Below are 18,052 nucleotides of genomic sequence, written 5' to 3' on the forward strand. Positions count from 1 at the left end.
CCTATCATGGCTGAGTATGACTATGACGTCCTCGTGATCGGCGCCGGCCCCGGCGGCTATGTCGCTGCGATCCGCGCGGCGCAGCTCGGGCTGAAGACCGCCTGCGTCGAGAGCCGCGAGACGCTCGGCGGCACCTGCCTCAACGTCGGCTGCATTCCGTCGAAGGCGATGCTGCATGCATCCGAATTCTTCGATGCCGCCGCCAACGGCACGATGGCCAAGATGGGCATCAAGGTCACCGCCGAACTCGATCTCGACACGATGCACGGCCAGCGACGCGACGCGGTCAAGCAGCTCACCGGCGGCATTGAATATCTGTTCAAGAAGAACAAGGTCGAATGGCTCAAGGGCCGCGCCAGCTTCACCGGTAAGGATAGCGTCGAGGTCGCCGGCAAGACTGTGCGCGCCAAGAACATCGTCATCGCCACCGGGTCGAGCGTGACGCCGCTGCCCGGCGTCACCGTCGATCAGAAGGTCGTCGTCGACAGCACCGGCGCGCTCGAACTCGCGAAGGTGCCGCAGCATCTCGTCGTCATCGGCGGCGGGGTGATCGGTCTCGAGCTCGGCAGCGTCTGGCGCCGGCTGGGGGCCAAGGTGACCGTCGTCGAATATCTCGACCAGATCCTGCCGGGCTTCGATGGCGACGTGCGCAAGGAAGCGCAGAAGATCTTCAAGAAGCAGGGCATGGAGTTCAAGCTGTCGACCAAGGTGACCGGCGTCACCGTCGCCGGCGACAGCGCGACGCTCACGCTCGAGCCGGCGGCGGGCGGTGCGGGCGAGACGATCGAGGCGGACGCGGTGCTGCTCGCGATCGGCCGCAAGCCCAATACCGACGGTCTCAACCTCGAAGCCGCCGGCCTGTCGGTCAATGCGCGTGGCCAGGTCGACATCGATCACGATTTCGCGACCAGCGTGCCGGGCATCTGGGCGATCGGCGACGTCGCCCCCGGCCTGATGCTCGCGCACAAGGCGGAGGACGAGGGGATTGCGGTCGCCGAGAATATCGCCGGACTGACCGGCATCGTGAACCACGACGTCATCCCGAGCGTCGTCTACACGATGCCCGAATTCGCCGGCGTCGGCCTCACCGAGGAAGCGGCCAAGGCGAAAGGTGAGGTCAAGGTCGGCAAGTTCCCGATGATGGCGAACAGCCGCGCCAAGACGAACCATGAGCCCGACGGCTTCGTCAAGATCATCGCCGATGCCAAGACCGACCGTGTCGTCGGCGTCTGGGCGATCGCCAGTGTTGCCGGTACGATGATCGCGCAGGCGGCGCAGGCGATGGAGTTTGGCGCGACCAGCGAGGACATCGCCTATACCTGCCATGCGCATCCGACGCATTCGGAAGCGCTCAAGGAAGCGGCGATGGCGGTGACCGGCAAGCCGATCCATATCTGAGCGATGACCGCGGCCGATCCCGACCGCGCCTCCCTCGAAGCCGCCTGGCTGACGCTGACCCGCGAGACCCTGCCCGGTCTCGCGGGGTGTCGTATGTGGCCGGTCCGTGCGGATCATTGTTTCCAGCGCATCCTGCTCGATGCGGCAGTGGGCGGCGTCTGGTACGATGCGGTCGCGGCGCGGCCGGCCTATCGGCATATAGCGGTCGATCGACTGGCCGAGGCGCTCAGGCTTGGCGAGGGCGCGGCGGCGGGAACGGTCGATCTGGCGACGCTCAACCGGCAGTCGCTCGCGTGGCGGCGGGCGCGCCAGCGTTAGGGCGGCGCGCCGGCACGATGCGTCGACGATGCCAGTCGCCGATCCACTCCTCGCGCATCCCCGCAAATCATCCCCGGAATAGTTCGTAAGCGGGCGAAACCCTCCGCATTGCCACTCGTTGCAATTATCGGAGAACCGTTCCGGCGGGCTTCCGCGAAGGGGAATGATGATCTGTCTGCCGCCGCTCGTATGTTGAGACGTCTGCCGTTCGTGCTGGCCGCGGCCCTCGGCGGCTGTGCGCCCGCGCTGCTCGACCCCGCAGGACCCGTCGCCGCGGGTGAGAAGACGTTGCTGATCAACTCACTGGCGGTGATGCTCGGCATCGTCATACCGGTGATCGTCCTGACTCTCGCCTTCGCCTTCTGGTTCCGCTCGAGCAATGGCCGTGCCAAGCACCGGCCGAATTTCTCTTATTCCGGCAAGCTCGAACTGCTCGTCTGGTCGGTGCCGCTGCTCGTCATCATCTTTCTCGGCGGCATGGGCTGGATCGCCAGCCACGAGCTCGATCCGCGCCGACCGCTCGCCGCGACGCGCAAGCCGATCACCATCCAGGTCGTCGCGCTCGACTGGAAATGGCTGTTCATCTACCCGGAGCAGGGCATCGCCACCGTCAACCGCGTCGTCGTGCCTGCCGGCACGCCGGTCGATTTCCGCATCACCTCGGCGACGGTGATGAACAGCTTTTTCGTGCCGCGGCTCGGCAGTCAGATCTATGCGATGGCGGGGATGGAGGCGAAGCTCAACCTGATGGCCGACCGGCCCGGCCGCTTCCACGGCCTGTCGGCGCATTACAGCGGCGAAGGCTTTTCGGATATGGACTTCACCGTCGACGCGGTGCCGGCGCAGCAATTTGCCGGCTGGGCGGCGAAGATGCGCGGGCAGGGGCCGGCGCTCACCGCCGCCAGCTATCACGCGCTCGCCCGCCAGAAGGGCAATGTGGCGCCATTCGCTTATGGCAGCGTGCCGCGCGGCTTCTTCGCCGCGGCGGTCAAGGAGGCCGGTGCGCCGGTGCATGAAACCGACAATGGCGGGCGGGAGAGTTGAGCATGTTCGGCAAGCTCAACTGGCATTCGATTCCGTGGGATCAGCCGATCCCGCTGATCGCCGCGGCGATCGTCGGCAGCGGCATCCTGGCGGTGCTGGTCTGGACGTGGCGCGCCGGGCACGTTCCCTATCTGTGGCGCGAATGGATCACCTCGGTCGATCACAAGCGCATCGGCATCATGTATTGCGGTTTCGCCTTGCTGATGCTGATGCGAGGCTTCGTCGACGCGGCGATGATGCGCAGCCAGCAGGCGATCGCTTATGGCAATCCCGGCTATCTGCCGCCCGAACATTACGACCAGATCTTCACGGCGCACGGCACGATCATGATCTTCTTCGTGGCGATGCCGTTCGTCATCGGGCTGATGAACTTCGTCGTGCCGCTGCAACTCGGCGTCCGCGACGTCGCCTTTCCGACGCTCAACAACGTCAGCTTCTGGCTGACCGCGAGCGGCGCGTTGCTCATCAACCTCAGCCTCGTCATCGGCGAATTCGCCAAGACCGGCTGGCTCGCCTATCCGCCGCTGTCGGAGCTGCGCTTCTCGCCCGGCGTCGGCGTCGATTATTATCTATGGGCGTTGCAGATCTCGGGCGTCGGGACGTTGCTGTCCGGGGTCAACCTCGTCACCACCATCTTGAAGATGCGCGCGCCGGGCATGGGCTATACCCGCATGCCGATGTTCTGCTGGACGAGCCTTGCCTCCAACCTGCTGATCGTCGCGGCCTTCCCGATCCTGACCGCGACGCTGGCGATGCTGCTGCTCGACCGCTACCTCGGCTTCCACTTCTTCACCAACGAGCTTGGCGGCAATCAGATGATGTTCGTCAATCTCATCTGGGCCTGGGGCCACCCAGAAGTCTATATCCTGATCCTGCCGGCGTTCGGCGTGTTCAGCGAGATCGTCTCGACCTTCTCGAGCAAGCCGCTGTTCGGCTACCGCTCGATGGTGGTGGCGACGATGGTGATCTGCATCCTGTCGTTCATGGTTTGGCTGCACCATTTCTTCACGATGGGGGCGGGGGCCGACGTCAATGGCTTCTTCGGCGTGACGACGATGATCATCGCGGTGCCGACCGGCGTGAAGGTCTTCAACTGGCTGTTCACCATGTACGGCGGCAAGATTCGCTTCCACGTGCCGATGCTGTGGGCGGTGGCGTTCATGGTCACCTTCGTGATCGGCGGGATGACCGGGGTGCTGCTCGCGGTGCCGCCCGCCGATTTCGTGCTGCACAATTCGCTGTTCCTCGTCGCGCATTTCCACAACGTCATCATCGGCGGGGTGCTGTTCGGCGCCTTTGCCGGATACAATTACTGGTTCCCCAAGGCGTTCGGCTTCCGGCTCGACGAGCGTTGGGGGCGGCGCGCCTTCTGGCTGTGGGTCGGCGGCTTCTATCTCGCCTTCATGCCGCTCTACGTGCTGGGGCTGATGGGGATGACGCGGCGGATGGCGCATTACGACGTGCCGGGCTGGCAGCCGTGGCTGATCGCGGCGGCGTTCGGCGCGCTGATGATCGCCGGCGGCATCGCCTGCCAGGTGATCCAACTCTACGTCTCGATCCGCAACCGCAAGGACCTCGTCGATGTCAGCGGCGATCCATGGGACGGGCGCAGCCTCGAATGGATCACCACCTCGCCGCCGCCGCCGTTCAACTTCGCGGTGCTGCCGAACGTCACGGGCGAGGAGGCCTATTGGGGGATCAAGTCGACCGCACGCGATAATGGCGAACTCTCCGAGCGCCCCAAATATGAGGCGTTCCACATGCCGCGCAACTCGCCGACCGGTGTCGTCACCGCCTTCTTCACCACCGCGCTCGGCTTTGCCGCGGTCTGGCATATCTGGTGGCTGTTCGCGCTCGGCTTTCTCGGGGCCTGGGCGACCTTCGTGATCTTCGCGTGGCGTGACGAGAATGAGATCGAGATCAGTGCCGCCGAGGCGGAACGGCTCGACGCCGAGCGGCGCAACGCCAAGGCGCGGTTGCTCGACATCCCCGCGGACCAACCGGCATGAGCGGCGATCCGCACAAGCTCGGTCGCGGTGAGATTGCGCCCAGCGAACGGGGGCCCGCGCCCAAGCGCGTCGTCGTCGCTTATGGCTTCTGGATCTTCCTGCTCACCGACTTCATCATGTTCGCCGGCTTCTTCGCCGCTTATGCGGTGCTCGCCAAGGCGACCGCGGGCGGTCCGGCGGCGCGCGACATCGTCGAGCTGCCGCTGGTCGGTGGCGAGACGGCGCTGCTGCTCGCCTCCAGCTTCGCCTGCGGCATGGCGGGGATCGCGACCGCGGCGAAGAACCGTTTCTGGTTCCAGATCGCGATGGCGGCGACCGCCTTGCTCGGCGCCGGCTTTCTCGCGCTCGAAGCCTATGAGTTCCTCCACCTCATCGGCGAAGGCCATGGCCCGCAGCGCAGCGCCTTCCTGTCGGCCTTCTTCGCGCTGGTCGGCTGTCATGGCCTCCACGTCACGCTCGGCCTCGTTTGGCTGACGACGATGATGGCGCAGGTCCAGGCCAAGGGTTTCCGAGACGAGATCCTGCGTCGCATCGCCTGCTTCAGCCTGTTCTGGCACGCGCTCGACATCATCTGGGTGGCGCTGTTCACCACCGTCTATCTGCTGGGAGTCGCCGGATGAGCGATCAGTCCGACCTCGACGACGATCGCGCGCCCGGCGAAGACTCGGGCGGCGTCGACATCCGCGGCAAGATGGTGACCTATATCGTCGGCTTCCTGCTGGCGGCGGTGCTCAGCATCGCGTCCTTCGCGGTGGTGCATAGCGGCTCGATCTATGGCCCGGGTATCCCGGTCGCACTGATCGCGCTGGCGATCGCGCAGATGGGCGTCCACCTCGTCTTCTTCCTGCATGTCACCAGCGGGCCGGACAATACCAACAACGTCCTCGCCTTGGCGTTCGGCGTGCTGATCGTCGGGCTCGTGCTGATCGGTTCGATCTGGATCATGGGCCATCTCGACCACAATCTGATGCCGGCGAGCATGCCGGCGATGTAGATCAGCGCGTCGGTGGCGCGGACAGCAGCGTCCGCGTCACGCCGTTGGTCCAGCCGAACCCGTCCTGCAACGGATATTCCCCGCCGCCGCCGGGCAGCCGCTCGACGACATTGTATTTCTCGAGCAGCTTGCCGCTGGCGGCATATTCGCGGGCGACGGTCGCCAGCCAACCGTCCGCGATACGGGTGGCGAGCGCCTCCTCGCGATAGCGGCGCAGTCCGGCGATCGCGACATATTGCAGCGGCGCCCAGCCGTTGGGCTCGTCCCACTGCTGACCGGTGCGCACCGCCGTGGTGCCGAGCCCGCCTTCGCCGACCAATGGCGCGAGCGCCCGTGCGGTCGCCTGCGCCCGCGGAGCGGGGGCGAGGCCGACGAACAGCGGATAGGCCATCGCCGCAGTACGCGCCGCGGTCGGCCGCCGCGCGTCGAGATCATGGTCGGCATAGAAGCCGGCAGGGTTCCACAGATGCCGCTCGATCGCCACGCCACGATCGCGCGCGGCGGCATCATAGCCCGCCGCGCAGGCGGTATCACCGAGCTGGCGGCAATTGGCGGCGATGCTCCGCTCCATGCCGTAGAGCAGGCTGTTGAGATCGACCGGCACGATCCGCGTCGTCCGGATCGTCGCCAGCGTCCGCCCGTCGCCGAGCCAGCGTGAGCTGAAGTCCCAGCCGCTTTCCGCCCCGGCGCGCAGGTCACGGTACAGCGTCCTGGCGTCGCGCCCCGGCGTCGCCGCGACGAGCGCGGCATCCTCGCGATAGCTTTCGTCGCGCGGATCGTCGCGATCGTCCCAATAGCGGTTGAGCAACGCGCCATCGGCGAGGCGGACGACGCGGGCATGTTCGCCGCCGGGCTTGAGCCCGTCCGCGCCCGCCATCCAGAAATCATGTTCCGCGCGCATCCACCGCGTCCGCTGCGCCAGCGTCCCGGCATCGCGCGACAGGCCGGCGATCAGGTAGAAGAAGGGCGGCTGCGAGCGGCTGAGATAATAGGTGCGCGTGCCATTGGGGATGCGGCCGTAGCGATCGATCAGGCTGCCGAAATCGGCGATCATGTCCTCGACCAGATCCTGCCGCCCCGATGCCTGCAGGCCGAGCATCGTGAAGTAGGAATCCCAATAATACATCTCGCGGAACCGCCCGCCCGGCACGACGAAGCGGCGCGGTAGCGACAGTGCCGATGATCCCGCCGGCACGTTCGGCAGAGTCCGGGTCAGCTGCGGCCACAGCGCGTCGATATGCGCGGCGAGGCCGAGCGTCTTCGCCGGCGGTGGTGCCACGGGCGTCACCGGCAAGGTGAAATGCGCGAGCACGAACGCCTTGAGCTCGGCATCGTCGCCACAGGCGCAACGACTATAGTCGGCAAGGATCGCGGCATCCGGTGCACGCGGCTCGGCATCGGCGAAGGTCTTCGAGTCGGGAAAGATCTGCCGCATCTGCACGTCGCGGAACAGCGCGCCGAACCGCTGCGCCGGCGACAGGGGCGTCGCCGCGACGAGCAGACCGGACAGCGCGAGCAGCAGGGGGCGGATCATGAGCGATTCTCCAGCGACTGGCCGTGGCACAGCGCAACGCGCCGCGTCCGCCGATCGACCCGCAGTGTGACGGCGGCGTCCCCGTCGGGCAAGCGCAGCACGAAGCCGTCCGCCCCGTCCCAGTCGCCGTCGCGCATCGGCTCGCCGTCGAGCCGGCGCCAGTCGGCGGCGGGATAGGGCGCCACCCGGTCGAGTCCATGCGCGGCGCGGAAGGCGGCGAGCGCGGCGACGAAGGCCTCCAGCGCGGTGTCGCGCGTCGTCCAGTCGACCCAGCCGATCGCATTGTCCTGCGCATAGGCATTGTTGTTGCCGCGTTGCGTGCGCGCGAACGCGTCGCCCGCGGTCAGCAGGATCGTGCCGCGCGACGCGAACAGCAGGGTGAGCAGCGCCCGGCGATCGGCGTCGCGCCGGGCGAGGACGGCGGCATCGTCGGTCTCGCCCTCGACGCCGTTGTTCCAGCTGTGATTGTCGCCATGGCCGTCGCGATTGTCCTCGCCATTGGCGTGATTGTGCCGCTCGGCATAAGCGACGGTGTCGGCGAGCGTGAAGCCATCATGCGCGGCGACGAAATTGACGCTGCGGGTCGCGCCCGCGCCGAACACGTCCGCCGATCCCGCGATCCGCGTCGCGAGCGCCCCCGCCGCACCGTCACCGCGCCAGAAGCGGCGCAGGTCGTCACGATAGCGGTCGTTCCATTCGAGCCAGTTCTGCGGAAAGCGTCCGAGCTGATAGCCGCCCGGCCCGATATCCCATGGCTCGGCGATCATCACCCGCGTCGCGAGCAGCGGGTCGGCGGCGATCTCGGCGAAGATCGGCGCCTGCGGATCGAAACCGGGGCCGCGCGCCAGCACCGGCGCGAGATCGAAGCGGAAGCCGTCGACCCCGGCGCGCGCGAAATGACGCAGGCTGGCGAGGATCAGCGCGCGCACCGCCGGCTGCGCGCAGTCGAGCGTGTTGCCGGTACCGCTGTCGTTGATCAGCGTGCCGTCTTCGCCATGGGCGAAGTACAGCGCCTCGTCGAGGCCGCGCAGCGACAGGGTGGGGCCGTCGCGGTCGCTCTCGCCATTGTGGTTGAACACGAGGTCGAGGATCACGCCGATCCCCGCGGCGCGCAACGTCGCGACGGTGGCGGTCAGCTCGGCGATGCCGCCGGGGGCGAGCCGCGGGTCGATCGCCATCGGCACGACCGGATTATAGCCCCAGACATTGCGCAATCCGAGCGGCGGCAGGTGGCGTTCGTCGATCCACGCGACGATCGGCATCAGTTCGATCGCCGCGACGCGCAGCCGCTGGAGATGCGCGATCACCGCCGGATGCGCGAGCGCGGCGATCGTGCCGCGCTGCGCTGCGGGCACCTCCGGGTGCAACATGGTGAAGCCGCGCACGTTGACCTCGTAGATCAGTCCGCCGGGCGCGAAGATCGGCGGCGGCGGCAGGATGTCGGGCGCCTCGGCGACGATGCTCCACGGCACGAGCGAGCCCGTCTCCACCCCCGGCGCGCCGAGCCGGGGATCATAGGCGAAGGGGCGGTCGAGCGCGGTCGCATAGGGATCGACCAGCAGCTTCGCCATGTCCGCCTCGGCCCGATAGCCATAAGGCTGACCGAGCCCGATGCCGGCGACCGTAGCGGTCCAGACGCCCTCGCCCGCGTCGCGCATCGCGACACGCCGCTCGCTGGCACCGTCCCAGAGGCACAGCCAGACCGGCGTCGCCGCGCGTACCGCGAAGCTGACGCCCGAGTCGCTTGGCGTCGCGCCCAGCACGGGCGCGGCGATCACGTGATGACGTCCGGCTCGCTACGCCCGGTGTGGCGGGTGATGCCGGCGATCTCGTCCGCCGCCGCGACGATATCGGCGAGCATCGCGCCGGTCTCCCGGTCGAGGTCACCGCCGGCGGGTTCGTAGCGTTCCAGATAGACGCGCAACGTCGCGCCGCTGGTGCCCGTGCCCGACAGGCGGAAAACGACGCGGCTGCCGCCGTCGAACAGGATGCGCACGCCCTGGTTGCGGCTGACCGAGCCGTCGGTCGGATCGTTATAGGCGAAGTCGTCCGCGGTCGCGATGCGCAGCCCGGCGACCGTGCGGCCCGGCAGCCCCGCGAGCGAGCCGCGCAGCTCCGTCATCAGCGCATCGGCGCGGGCGCTGTCGACGCCCTCGTAATCGTGGCGGGCGTAATAGTTGCGGCCATAGGTCGCCCAATGGTCGCGCGCGATCGCATCGACCGATTCGCCGCGCACCGCGAGGATGTTGAGCCAGAGCAGCACCGCCCACAGCCCGTCCTTCTCGCGGACGTGATCCGATCCAGTGCCCGCGCTCTCCTCGCCGCAGATCGTCGCCATGCCCGCGTCGAGCAGATTGCCGAAGAACTTCCACCCCGTCGGCGTTTCGAAGATCGGCACGCCGAGCGTTTCGGCGACGCGATCCGCCGCGGCGCTGGTCGGCATCGAGCGGGCGATGCCCTTGAGGCCGGCCTTATAGCCGGGGGCGAGGTGCGCGTTCGCCGCGAGCATCGCGAGGCTGTCCGAGGGCGTGACGAAGCGGGCGCGGCCGATGATGAGATTGCGGTCGCCGTCGCCGTCCGACGCCGCGCCGAAATCAGGGGCGTCCGCCGCCATCATCGTCTCGTACAGCGCGCGCGCATGGACGAGGTTGGGGTCCGGATGGTGGCCGCCGAAATCCTCGAGCGGCTCGCCGTTGCGCACCGTGCCGGGCGCAAAGCCGAGCCGGCGTTCGAGGATCTCGGTCGCATAGGGGCCGGTGACGGCGCTCATCGCGTCGAACGCCATCGTCAGCCCGGCGGCGCGGATCGCGTCGAAGTCGAACAGCCGCTCCATCAGCGCGGCATAATCGGCGACCGGATCGACCACTTCGACCGTCATCTCGCCGACCGTCACCTCGCCCAGCGTATCGAGATCGACGTCGTCGGCGTCGACGGTCAGCCAGCGGTCGATCGTCCTGGTGCGCTGGTACAGGGCCTCGGTGACCGGCTCGGGCGCCGGTCCGCCGTTGGCGATATTGTATTTGATGCCGAAATCCTCGGTCGGGCCGCCCGGATTGTGGCTCGCCGAGAGCACCAGCCCGCCGAGCGCGCCGCGGATGCGGATCATGTTGCTCGCCGCGGGGGTGGAGAGCAGCCCGCCGCGGCCGACGACGACGCGGCCGAAGCCGTTCGCGGCGGCGATGCGGATCGCCTTCTGGATCACCTCACGGTTGAGGAAGCGCCCGTCGCCGCCGATCACCAGCGTCGCGCCGTCCTTGCCGTCGATCACGTCGAACACCGACTGGACGAAATTCTCGGCATAATTGGGCTGCTGGAAGACGGTGACCTTCTTGCGCAGTCCCGACGTACCGGGCTTCTGGTCCGAATAGGCTTGGCTCGCGACGGTGCGGATCATGCGGTTCCTGTCAGGCTGTGGTAGAGATCGGCATAGCGTCGCCCGCTTTCCGACCAGGAGAAATCGGCGCGCATCCCATTGCGCTGCAAGGTGCACCATAGGTCGGGGCGCGCATAGGCCGCAATGGCGCGCGCGATCGCATGCGCCAGCGTGTGGTAATTGGTCTCGCCATGCTGGAAGCCGGTCGCGACCCCCGCGGCGAGCGCGGCCTGATTGGCGTCGATCACCGTATCGGCGAGCCCGCCGGTGCGCGCGACGATCGGCACGCAGCCGTAGGCGAGGCCGTAGAGCTGGGTGAGGCCGCACGGCTCGAAGCGCGACGGGATCAGGATCGCGTCGGCGCCGCCCTGCAACAGGTGCGACAGCGGCTCGTCATAGCCGATCCGCACCGCGATCCGCCCCGGGTGCCGCGCCGCCGCGGCGAGGAAGGCGGCTTCGAGATGCGCGTCGCCCGAGCCGAGCAGCGCCAGCCGGCCGCCGCCCGCGACCAGTTCGTCGAGGCAGGTGACGAGCACGTCCATGCCCTTCTGCCAGGTCAGCCGGCTGATCACGGTGAACAGCGGCCCGCCGCCCGCCTCCAGCCCGAAGGTCTTCTCGATCGCGCGCTTGTTCGTCTTGCGCCGGCCGAGCGCGCGGGCGGAATAGCGGCTGGGGAGGGCGGCATCGCGATCCGGGTTCCAGATTGCCGGGTCGATGCCGTTGACGATGCCGTGGACGCTGCCGCGCCGGCTTTCGATGAGTCCCTCCAGCCCCATGCCGAAACGCCCCTCGCGGATCTCGGCGGCATAGGTCGGGCTGACCGTGGTGATCGCATCCGCCGCTTCGAGCCCCGCCTTGAGGAAGCCGACGCCGCCATAATATTCGACGCCGTCGATCGCATAGGCCGCGGCGGGCAGGTCGAGCTCGGCGAATACCGCCGCGTCGAAATGGCCCTGGAAGGCGATATTGTGCACCGTCATCACGCTCGCCGGGCGCCGCGCCGCGCCGCTGCCGTAGCGCAGATAGGCGGGGGCCATCGCCGCCTGCCAGTCATGCGCGTGGAGCACGTCGTAATCGCCGGCGATATCCGCCGCCGCACGCGACAGGGCAGCGAAGCGGCGCCAGTCGTCCTCGGCGCCGTACAGCCCGCCGGGCCGCGCGAACAGCGCCGGCGCGTCGAGCACGAGCAGCGGATGGTCGCCGATCCGCGCGCGCAGCAGCCGCGCCTCCGCACCGAGCAGCCGCGGCCAGCGCCGCACCACCTTGGCGCCCTTGATCGCCTTGCCGATCGCCGGATAGCCCGGGATCATCGTCGTCGTGGCGACGCCATGCGGCGCGAGCGCATCGGGCAGCGCGCCGACCACGTCGGCGAGCCCGCCGGTCTTGACCAGCGGAAACGCCTCGGAGGCGACCGAGAGGACCGACAGCGTCACAGCGCGAGGCGGTCGATCATCGGCTGGGTGATGAGGCAGATGCCCTTGTCGGTGCGCCGGAAGCGCTGCGTGTCGAGCGCCGGGTCCTCGCCGACGACGAGCCCGTCCGGGATCACCACGCCGCGATCGATCACCACCCGCTTGAGCCGCGCGTTCCGGCCGATCTCGCAATAGGGCAGCACCACCGCTTCATCGAGCGACGAGAAGCTGTGCGCGCGTACACCGGTCGACAGCAGGCTGCGGTGGATCGACGAACCCGAGACGATGCAGTTGCCCGAAACGAGGCTCGACACCGCCGAGCCGCGACGTCCGTCGACGTCATGGACGAACTTGGCGGGCGGGGTGATCTCCGAATAGGTCCACAGGGGCCATTCGTGATCGTAGACGTCGAGCTGCGGGATGATATCGGTGAGGTCGATGTTCGCCTCCCAATAGGCATCGACCGTGCCGACGTCGCGCCAATAGGCGGCAGGCTCCTCGCTGGTGCGCACGCAGCTCTGCGAGAAGCGATGCGCCTGCGCGGTGCCGTGTTCGACCAGATAGGGGATGATGTCCTTGCCGAAGTCGCGCGCCGATCCTTCGGTCGCGGCATCGCGCTTCAGCTGCTCGATCAGGAATTTGGTGCGGAAGACATAGATGCCGAGGCTGGCGAGCGCGATATCGGGCTGGCCGGGGATCGCCGGCGGATCGGCGGGCTTTTCGACGAAGTCGATGATCCGGTCGGTCTCGTCGACATGCATCACGCCGAAGGCGACCGCCTCCATCCGCGGCACCTCCATGCAGGCGACGGTGACGTCGGCGCCACTGTCGCAATGCTGCTGGAGCATGATCTCGTAATCCATCTTGTAGATATGATCACCGGCGAGGATCACCATATATTCGACGTTATACGTCTCGATGATGTCGATGTTCTGGAACACCGCGTCGGCGGTGCCCTCATACCATTGGAACTCCGACACGCGCTGCGAGGCGGGCAGGATGTCGAAGCTTTCGTTGCGCTCCGGCCGCAGGAAGTTCCAGCCGCGCTGGAGATGGCGGATCAGCGAATGCGCCTTGTATTGCGTCGCGACGCCGATCCGCCGGATGCCCGAATTGATCGCGTTCGACAGCGCGAAGTCGATGATCCGGCTCTTGCCGCCGAAGTACACCGCCGGCTTGGCGCGCGTGTCGGTCAGTTCCATCAACCGGCTGCCGCGGCCCCCTGCCAGCACATAAGCCATCGCGTCGCGCGAAAGCGGCTGTCCTCGTCTGTCTACCATGGCACCCTCCTGTTTCATCCTTGTCGGCATCGCGTCGGATGCCGGTCAGCCGTCGAATTGCAGCATCACCGTGGCGAGCGGCGGCAGCGTCACCCAGGCCGCGCCGCCCTGCGCCTCGACCCCGCCGAGATTGCCGAGGCCCGAGCCCCAATAGTCATGCGCGTCGGAATTGATGATCTCGCGCCAGCGCCCGTCGTGCGGCAGCGGGATGCGATAGGGCGCCCGCGCTACCGGCGTCAGATTGGCGATCACCGCGACTGGTCGCTCGCCGGGCGCCTTGCGCAGCCAGGCGAAGACCGAATTGGCGGCATCGTCGCCGATCAGCCATTCGAACCCGTCGGGCTCGCAGTCGCGCGCATGCAGCGCCGGCGTGTCGCGATACAGGCGGTTGAGGTCGCGGACGAGCTTGCGCACGCCGCCATGCGCCGCCGACCGGTCGAGATGCCAGTCGAGCGCGCGATCCTCGCTCCATTCCTGCCGCTGCGCGAATTCCTGACCCATGAACAGCAGCTTCTTGCCGGGATAGCCCCACATGAAGGCGTAATAGGCGCGCAGATTGGCGAATTGCTGCCAGTCGTCGCCCGCCATCTTGGTGAGGAGTGATCCCTTGCCGTGCACCACCTCGTCGTGGCTGAGCGGCAGCACGAAATTCTCGTCGAAGGCATAGACGAATCCGAAGGTGATCTCGCCGTGGTGATGGCGGCGATGGACGGGTTCGCGCGCGAAATACTGGAGCGTGTCGTGCATCCAGCCCATGTTCCATTTGAACCCGAAGCCGAGATTGGTGCGCGGCCCGTCGTCGAAGGCCGGGGCCGAGACGCCGGGCCAGCTCGTCGATTCCTCGGCGACGGTGAAGACGCCGTCTTCCTTGCCGTAAAGCGCGCGATTCATGTCGCGCAGGAAGCCGACCGCCTCCCAATTCTCGCGCCCGCCCTCGGCATTGGGGATCCACTCGCCCGCCTCGCGGCTGTAGTCGCGGTAGAGCATCGAGGCGACCGCATCGACGCGCAGCCCGTCGACATGGTAGCGCTCCGCCCAGAACAGCGCGTTGTTGATCAGGAACGAGCGCACCTCGCGCCGCCCGAAATTGTAGATCGCGGTCTGCCAGTCGGGGTGGAAGCCGAGCCGCGGGTCCTCATGCTCGTAGAGCGCGGTGCCGTCGAAGCGGGTGAGGCCGTGCGGATCGACCGGAAAATGCGCCGGCACCCAGTCGAGCAGCACGCCGATGCCGGCGCGATGCGCGCCGTCGACGAAGCGCGCGAAGCCGTCGGGATCGCCGAACCGCGCCGACGGAGCGTAGAGCCCGGTGGTCTGATATCCCCATGACGGATCATAGGGATGTTCGCTGATCGGCATGAACTCGATATGGGTGAACCCCATGTCGACGACATAGGGGATCAGCCGGTCGGCGAGCGCATCCCACGACAGATACCAACCATTGGCGTCGCGATCCCAGCTGCCGGCATGCACTTCGTAGATGCTCACCGGCACGCGGCGCGGATCGACCGTCGACCAGGTCTGCCGATGCGCGGCATCGCCCCAGACGTGGCTTGGCGGCGCGGTGGTCAGCGACGCGGTCTTGGGGCGCAGCTCGGCGGCGAAGGCGAAGGGATCGGCTTTGAGCGGCTGGAGCGTGCCGTCGGGGCCGAGGATGGCGAATTTGTAGCTGCGGCCGGCGCCGATGTCGGGCAGGAAGATCTCCCACACGCCGATGTCACCGCGGCGGCGCATCACATGGCGCGTATCGTTCCAGTCGTTGAAGTCGCCGACCACCGAGACGCGTCGCGCGTTGGGCGCCCAGACCGCGAAATGCATCCCCGCCGCGCCCTGATGGGTGATGAGGTGCGCGCCCATCTTGTCGTAGAGGCGGAAATGCGATCCTTCCGCGATCAGATAATCGTCGGTCGGGCCGAGCACCGGGCCGAAGCTGTACGGATCGGTCACCCACCATTCGGCGCCATAGCCCTGCGCACGATAGGCGATCGGCTGCGGATCGCCGGCGATCGTCCCTTCGAACAGCCCACGATCGTCGATCCGGGTCAGTTGGCCGAGCGACACGCCGGACAGATCGTGCGCCTCGGCCGTCTCGGCGCCGGGGATCAGCGTGCGCGCGAAGGTGCCCGCCGGTCCGGTGAAACTGCCGAGCAGCGAGAACGGATCGTCGTGACGCCCTTCCAGCAGTGCAGCGATGGCGCCACGCGGCGGCGTCACATCACACCCCAGATCTGCCTGGCATATTCGCCGATCGTCCGGTCCGACGAGAACCACCCCATATTGGCGACGTTGAGCACCGCCGACCGGTCCCACGCCGGCCGGTCGCCGAAGCGGGCGTCGACGTTGCGCTGCGCGGCGGCATAAGCGTCGAAATCGGCGGCGAGCATGAACCAGTCATGCTCGTAGAGGCCGTCCATCAATCCCTTGTAGCGGTTGGGATCGTCGGGCGAGAAGACGCCGGAGGCGATGGCGTTGACCGCCTGCGCCAGCTCGCGCGACCCCTCGATCACCTCGCGCCCGCGATAGCCGTGCGCGCGCTTGTCGGCGACCTCGTCGGCGGTCAGGCCGAAGATGAAGATATGATCGTCGCCGACGTGATCCTTGATCTCGATATTGGCGCCGTCGAGCGTGCCGATCGTCAGCGCGCCGTTGAGCGCGAACTTCATGTTGCCGGTGCCCGAGGCCTCCATCCCGGCGGTCGAGATCTGCTCGGACAGGTCGGCGGCGGGGATGATCTTCTCGGCGAGGCTGACGTTGTAATTGGGGACGAACGCCACCTTGAGCAGATCGCCGACCATGGGGTCGGCATTGATCCGCTTGGCGACGTCGTTGGCGAGCTTGATGATCAGCTTGGCGTTGTAATAGCTCGACGCCGCCTTGCCGGCGAACAGCTTGACGCGCGGCGTCCAGCGGCGTTCGGGATGGCTGCGGATCTGGTCGTAGAGCGCGACCGCCTCGACGATGTTGAGCAGCTGGCGCTTATATTCGTGGATGCGTTTGATCTGCACGTCGAAGATCGCATCGGGGTCGAGCGACAATCCCATGCTTTCTTTGATATAGGTCGCCAGCGTCACCTTGTTGGAACGCTTAACGGCAGCGAAACGCTCCCGGAAACCCGCATCGTCCGCGAACGGCGCCAGCGCGCTGAGCCGCGCGGCATCATCCTGGAATCCGTCGCCGATCGCCTCGGTCAGCAGCGTCGTCAGGGCCGGATTGCACTGTTGCAGCCAGCGGCGCGGGGTGATGCCGTTGGTCTTGTTGTTGATCCGCGTCGGATAGAGGCGGTGCAGATCGGCGAACACCGTCTGCTTCATCAGTTCGGTATGCAGCGCGGCGACGCCGTTGACGCTGTGGCTGCCGGCAAAGGCGAGATTGGCCATGCGGACGCGCCGTTCGCCGCCCTCGTCGATCAGGCTGATCGCGGCGATCGCATTGCCGTCGATGCCCTCCACCGCCGACGCCTCGCGGAGCAACTTGGCGTTGATCGCATAGACGATCTGCATGTGCCGCGGCAGCAGCCGCTCGAACAGCGGCAGCGGCCAGCTTTCCAGCGCCTCGGGCAGCAGGGTATGGTTGGTATAGCCAAAGGTCGCACGGGTGATGTCCCACGCCTCATCGAAGGTGAGTTCGTGGAAATCGACCAGCAGCCGCATCAGTTCGGCGACCGACACCGCCGGATGCGTGTCGTTGAGCTGGATCGCCGCCTTGTCGGGCAGGGTGCGGATATCGCCGAAATATTGCAGGTGACGGCGGACGATGTCCTGGATCGACGCCGAGGAGAAGAAATATTCCTGGCGCAGCCGCAGCTCCTGCCCGGCCGGCGTGCTGTCATTGGGGTAGAGGACGCGGGTCAGCGTCTCGGCGCGCAACTGGCCGGCGAGCGCGCCTTCGAAATCGCCGGCGTTGAACCGGTCGAGCTTGATCGGATCGAAGGCGCGCGCATTCCACAGCCGCAGCGTGTTGACGCGCTTGCCGCGCCAGCCGACCATCGGCGTATCGACCGCCACCGCCTCGACCGCCTCGGCCGGCGACCAATGCACCTGACCCGCCGCGGTCTGCGTCACCTCGCCGCCGAAGCCGACGAAATAGGCGCTCTCGCGCCGCTCGAACTCCCACGGATTGCCATGCGCGAGCCAGTTCTCGGGGAGCTCGACCTGCCAGCCGTCGTCGAGCCGCTGGCGGAACATGCCGTTCACATAGCGGATGCCATAGCCGTAGGCGGGCAGGTCGAGGCTGGCGAGGCTCTCCATGAAACAGGCGGCGAGCCGGCCGAGGCCGCCGTTGCCGAGCGCGGCATCGGGCTCGATCTCCTCGATCGCGGCGAGATCGACGCCGAGGCTGGCGAGTGCCTCGCCGACCTCGTCATTATGGCGCAGGTTGGAGAGCGCGTCGCGCAGCAGCCGCCCGATCAGGAATTCCAGGCTGAGATAATAGACCCGCTTGGCTCCCGCGGCATGCGCCGCCTTGGTCGATTCCATCCAGCGTTCGATGATCTCGTTGCGCAGCGTGAAGATCGTCGCGGCGAGCCAGTCGTGCGGCCGTGCCGCCTGCGCGTCCTTGCCGATGCGATGCACCAGCGTGTCGACGATCGCCGAGGCGAGCGCGGGCGGCGCGGGGCGGGGGGCAGACGCGATCGGGGCGGCGGCTTGGCTGTCTGTCACGGCATGTCCGAAGCAAGAGGAGACGAAGAAAGGCT

General features: G+C 67.4%; 13 protein-coding genes. 6 read left to right on the forward strand and 7 right to left on the reverse strand.

The genetic code is table 11. The annotated features are described in order from the left end of the window. Positions 1–6 precede the first annotated feature (6 nt). From lpdA to cyoD, 6 genes are all read left to right on the forward strand, one after another. On the forward strand, positions 7–1,398 hold the full coding sequence (gene lpdA / locus V8201_RS08720; protein ID WP_037536638.1) for a dihydrolipoyl dehydrogenase: 1,392 nt from the start codon (positions 7–9) through the stop codon (positions 1,396–1,398). 3 nt (positions 1,399–1,401) lie between these two features. Next, complete coding sequence (locus V8201_RS08725; RefSeq protein WP_336545039.1) at positions 1,402–1,716, forward strand: GCN5-related N-acetyltransferase; 315 nt, start codon at positions 1,402–1,404, stop codon at positions 1,714–1,716. A 189-nt stretch (positions 1,717–1,905) separates the two neighbouring features. After that, on the forward strand, positions 1,906–2,760 hold the full coding sequence (cyoA, locus tag V8201_RS08730; protein ID WP_336545040.1) for a ubiquinol oxidase subunit II: 855 nt from the start codon (positions 1,906–1,908) through the stop codon (positions 2,758–2,760). 2 nt (positions 2,761–2,762) lie between these two features. Continuing rightward, complete coding sequence (cyoB, locus tag V8201_RS08735) at positions 2,763–4,769, forward strand: cytochrome o ubiquinol oxidase subunit I (RefSeq protein ID WP_336545041.1); 2,007 nt, start codon at positions 2,763–2,765, stop codon at positions 4,767–4,769. Then, positions 4,766–5,389, forward strand: coding sequence for a cytochrome o ubiquinol oxidase subunit III (gene cyoC, locus V8201_RS08740; RefSeq protein ID WP_037536632.1), 624 nt, complete (start codon positions 4,766–4,768; stop codon positions 5,387–5,389). The genes cyoB and cyoC overlap by 4 nt, the downstream gene beginning before the upstream one ends. Continuing rightward, positions 5,386–5,763: a cytochrome o ubiquinol oxidase subunit IV gene (cyoD, locus tag V8201_RS08745; protein WP_336545042.1), complete on the forward strand. Its 378-nt coding sequence runs from the start codon at positions 5,386–5,388 to the stop codon at positions 5,761–5,763. The genes cyoC and cyoD overlap by 4 nt, the downstream gene beginning before the upstream one ends. Before the next feature lies 1 nt (position 5,764). Here cyoD and treA read toward each other — a convergent pair whose 3' ends face one another. From treA to V8201_RS08780, 7 genes are read right to left on the reverse strand one after another with little or no spacing between them, the layout of a single operon-like run. Next, a complete protein-coding gene (gene treA, locus V8201_RS08750) occupies positions 5,765–7,297 on the reverse strand; it encodes an alpha,alpha-trehalase TreA (protein ID WP_336545043.1) in 1,533 nt (510 codons plus the stop codon). Beyond that, positions 7,294–9,075 (reverse strand): glycogen debranching protein, encoded by a 1,782-nt coding sequence (locus V8201_RS08755; protein WP_336545044.1) that lies wholly within the window; start codon positions 9,073–9,075, stop codon positions 7,294–7,296. Before V8201_RS08755 ends, treA begins: the two co-directional genes overlap by 4 nt. Continuing rightward, a complete protein-coding gene (locus V8201_RS08760; RefSeq protein WP_336545045.1) occupies positions 9,072–10,691 on the reverse strand; it encodes an alpha-D-glucose phosphate-specific phosphoglucomutase in 1,620 nt (539 codons plus the stop codon). The genes V8201_RS08755 and V8201_RS08760 overlap by 4 nt, the downstream gene beginning before the upstream one ends. Beyond that, positions 10,688–12,103, reverse strand: a complete 1,416-nt coding sequence (gene glgA / locus V8201_RS08765) for a glycogen synthase GlgA (RefSeq protein WP_336545046.1) — start codon at positions 12,101–12,103, stop codon at positions 10,688–10,690. The genes V8201_RS08760 and glgA overlap by 4 nt, the downstream gene beginning before the upstream one ends. Further along, positions 12,100–13,362 carry a glucose-1-phosphate adenylyltransferase gene (gene glgC / locus V8201_RS08770; protein WP_336545047.1) on the reverse strand — a complete coding sequence of 421 codons (1,263 nt, stop codon included), beginning with the start codon at positions 13,360–13,362 and terminating at the stop codon, positions 12,100–12,102. The genes glgA and glgC overlap by 4 nt, the downstream gene beginning before the upstream one ends. A 45-nt stretch (positions 13,363–13,407) precedes the next feature. Next, complete coding sequence (glgB, locus tag V8201_RS08775) at positions 13,408–15,573, reverse strand: 1,4-alpha-glucan branching protein GlgB (RefSeq protein WP_336545048.1); 2,166 nt, start codon at positions 15,571–15,573, stop codon at positions 13,408–13,410. Continuing rightward, entirely contained in the window at positions 15,570–18,017 is a 2,448-nt protein-coding gene (locus tag V8201_RS08780) for a glycogen/starch/alpha-glucan phosphorylase (RefSeq protein WP_037536621.1), read from the reverse strand. The genes glgB and V8201_RS08780 overlap by 4 nt, the downstream gene beginning before the upstream one ends. Positions 18,018–18,052: the final 35 nt, after the last annotated feature.

Source organism: Sphingomonas kyungheensis, assembly GCF_037120395.1.
In the GTDB taxonomy this organism is placed as follows: domain Bacteria; phylum Pseudomonadota; class Alphaproteobacteria; order Sphingomonadales; family Sphingomonadaceae; genus Sphingomonas; species Sphingomonas kyungheensis.

Bases quoted from the DNA above. Each gene is read 5' to 3' on its own strand.
- lpdA (WP_037536638.1), top strand. From the start codon at position 7: ATGGCTGAGTATGACTATGACGTCCTCGTGATCGGCGCCGGCCCCGGC.
- V8201_RS08725 (WP_336545039.1), top strand. From the start codon at position 1,402: ATGACCGCGGCCGATCCCGACCGCGCCTCCCTCGAAGCCGCCTGGCTG.
- cyoA (WP_336545040.1), top strand. From the start codon at position 1,906: ATGTTGAGACGTCTGCCGTTCGTGCTGGCCGCGGCCCTCGGCGGCTGT.
- cyoB (WP_336545041.1), top strand. From the start codon at position 2,763: ATGTTCGGCAAGCTCAACTGGCATTCGATTCCGTGGGATCAGCCGATC.
- cyoC (WP_037536632.1), top strand. From the start codon at position 4,766: ATGAGCGGCGATCCGCACAAGCTCGGTCGCGGTGAGATTGCGCCCAGC.
- cyoD (WP_336545042.1), top strand. From the start codon at position 5,386: ATGAGCGATCAGTCCGACCTCGACGACGATCGCGCGCCCGGCGAAGAC.
- treA (WP_336545043.1), bottom strand. From the start codon at position 7,297: ATGATCCGCCCCCTGCTGCTCGCGCTGTCCGGTCTGCTCGTCGCGGCG.
- V8201_RS08760 (WP_336545045.1), bottom strand. From the start codon at position 10,691: ATGATCCGCACCGTCGCGAGCCAAGCCTATTCGGACCAGAAGCCCGGT.
- glgC (WP_336545047.1), bottom strand. From the start codon at position 13,362: ATGGTAGACAGACGAGGACAGCCGCTTTCGCGCGACGCGATGGCTTAT.